Annotated in this window: 2 rRNA genes (1 of these 2 only partly in view); both read left to right on the forward strand. The window is 54.4% G+C overall.

Features of this window, described 5'->3' with window-relative positions:
* A 23S ribosomal RNA gene (locus tag ACSQ1W_RS21360) occupies positions 1-2,438 on the forward strand; it begins 441 nt to the left of the window's first position.
* Between the two features lie 126 nt (positions 2,439-2,564).
* Positions 2,565-2,679: ribosomal RNA gene (gene rrf, locus ACSQ1W_RS21365) — 5S ribosomal RNA — on the forward strand.
* The last annotated feature ends 40 nt before the right edge of the window (positions 2,680-2,719 follow it).

Here is a 2,719-nt window from a genome sequence, read left to right on the forward strand (position 1 = left end):
CAGTACCGTGAGGGAAAGGCGAAAAGAACCCCGGAGAGGGGAGTGAAATAGATCCTGAAACCGTGTGCGTACAAGCAGTAGGAGCCCGCAAGGGTGACTGCGTACCTTTTGTATAATGGGTCAGCGACTTACTGTTCGTGGCAAGCTTAACCGTATAGGGGAGGCGAAGGGAAACCGAGTCTGATAAGGGCGCATAGTCGCGGGCAGTAGACCCGAAACCGGGTGATCTAGTCATGCCCAGGGTGAAGGTGCCGTAACAGGTACTGGAGGCCCGAACCCACTCCCGTTGCAAAGGTAGGGGATGAGGTGTGATTAGGAGTGAAAAGCTAATCGAACCCGGAGATAGCTGGTTCTCCTCGAAAGCTATTTAGGTAGCGCCTCGTATGAATCTTCTTGGGGGTAGAGCACTGTTATGGCTAGCGGGACATCGCGTCTTAGCAAACCATGGCAAACTCCGAATACCAAGACAGAATGTACGGGAGACACACGGCGGGTGCTAACGTCCGTCGTGAAAAGGGAAACAACCCAGACCCACAGCTAAGGTCCCAAATTTCGTGCTAAGTGGAAAACGATGTGGAAAGGCACAGACAGCCAGGAGGTTGGCTTAGAAGCAGCCACCCTTTAAAGAAAGCGTAATAGCTCACTGGTCGAGTCGGTCTGCGCGGAAGATTTAACGGGGCTAAGCACGAAACCGAAGCTTGGGGTGCATAACTTTGTTATGCGCGGTAGAGGAGCGTTCCGTAAGCCTGCGAAGGTGGCTTGAGAAGGCTGCTGGAGGTATCGGAAGTGCGAATGCTGACATGAGTAACGATAATGCGGGTGAAAAGCCCGCACGCCGAAAGCCCAAGGTTTCCTTGCGCAACGTTAATCGACGCAGGGTTAGTCGGTCCCTAAGGCGAGGGCGAAAGCCGTAGTCGATGGGAAGCAGGTTAATATTCCTGCACCTCGCGTGAGTGCGATGGAGGGACGGAGAAGGTTAGGTGTACCGGGCGTTGGTTGTCCCGGGGAAAGGCGGTAGGTTTGGATCTTTGGCAAATCCGGGATCCTTTAAGACCGAGCACCGAGACGAGTCCTTTAGGACGAAGTCACTGATACCACGCTTCCAGGAAAAGCTCCTAAGCTTCAGCTCACGCAGACCGTACCGTAAACCGACACAGGTGGGTAGGATGAGAATTCTCAGGCGCTTGAGAGAACTCGGGTGAAGGAACTAGGCAACATGGCACCGTAACTTCGGGAGAAGGTGCACCCTCTTTGGTGGCCCATGCGGGCTATAGCTGAGGGGGGTCGCAGAAACCAGGCCGCTGCGACTGTTTATCAAAAACACAGCACTCTGCAAACACGAAAGTGGACGTATAGGGTGTGACGCCTGCCCGGTGCTGGAAGGTTAATTGATGGGGTCAGCCGCAAGGCGAAGCTCTTGATCGAAGCCCCAGTAAACGGCGGCCGTAACTATAACGGTCCTAAGGTAGCGAAATTCCTTGTCGGGTAAGTTCCGACCTGCACGAATGGCGTAACGACAGCGGCGCTGTCTCCACCCGAGACTCAGTGAAATTGAAATCGCTGTGAAGATGCAGCGTTCCCGTGGCAAGACGGAAAGACCCCGTGAACCTTTACTATAGCTTTACATTGAACGTTGAGTTCGTCTGTGTAGGATAGGTGGGAGGCTATGAAACCTTGGCGCTAGCTGAGGTGGAGCCAACCTTGAAATACCACCCTGATGTGCTTGACGTTCTAACCTAGGTCCGTAATCCGGATCGGGGACCATGTATGGTGGGTAGTTTGACTGGGGCGGTCTCCTCCCAAAGAGTAACGGAGGAGCTCGAAGGTACGCTCAGCGCGGTCGGACATCGCGCACTGTGTGCAAAGGCATAAGCGTGCTTGACTGCGAGATCGACGGATCAAGCAGGTACGAAAGTAGGACTTAGTGATCCGGTGGTTCTGTATGGAAGGGCCATCGCTCAACGGATAAAAGGTACTCCGGGGATAACAGGCTGATACCGCCCAAGAGTTCATATCGACGGCGGTGTTTGGCACCTCGATGTCGGCTCATCACATCCTGGGGCTGTAGTCGGTCCCAAGGGTATGGCTGTTCGCCATTTAAAGTGGTACGCGAGCTGGGTTCAGAACGTCGTGAGACAGTTCGGTCCCTATCTGCCATGGGCGTTGGAGATTTGAGAGGGGCTGCTCCTAGTACGAGAGGACCGGAGTGGACGAACCTCTGGTGTTCCGGTTGTCACGCCAGTGGCATTGCCGGGTAGCTATGTTCGGAAGCGATAACCGCTGAAAGCATCTAAGCGGGAAGCGCGCCTCAAGATGAGATCTCCCGGGGCACAAGCCCCCTAAAGGAACCATCAAGACTAGGTGGTTGATAGGTCAGGTGTGTAAGTGGGGCAACCCATTGAGCTAACTGATACTAATGATCCGTGCGGCTTGACCATATAACCTCAAGTGGCCTTGGACTCGACGATATCGTCAGAGAAAATCCAATGCCCGCTACGTCACAAGACCCTATGAGAGATTGGCGCCTTAATCCGTTCCTTGGATGGCGACGCTCCAACCCTCTCCCTGGTGAAATTAGCGCTGTGGTCCCACCCGTTCCCATCCCGAACACGGAAGTGAAACGCAGCCGCGCCGATGGTAGTGTGGCTTAAGCCATGCAAGAGTAGGTCATCGCCAGGGGCTTTACCCCAAAACCCCCAATCGTAAGGTTGGGGGTTTT

The sequence above is a fragment of the Pseudoxanthomonas sp. LjRoot143 genome, from assembly GCF_964252945.1.
Taxonomy (GTDB): Bacteria; Pseudomonadota; Gammaproteobacteria; order Xanthomonadales; family Xanthomonadaceae; genus Pseudoxanthomonas_A.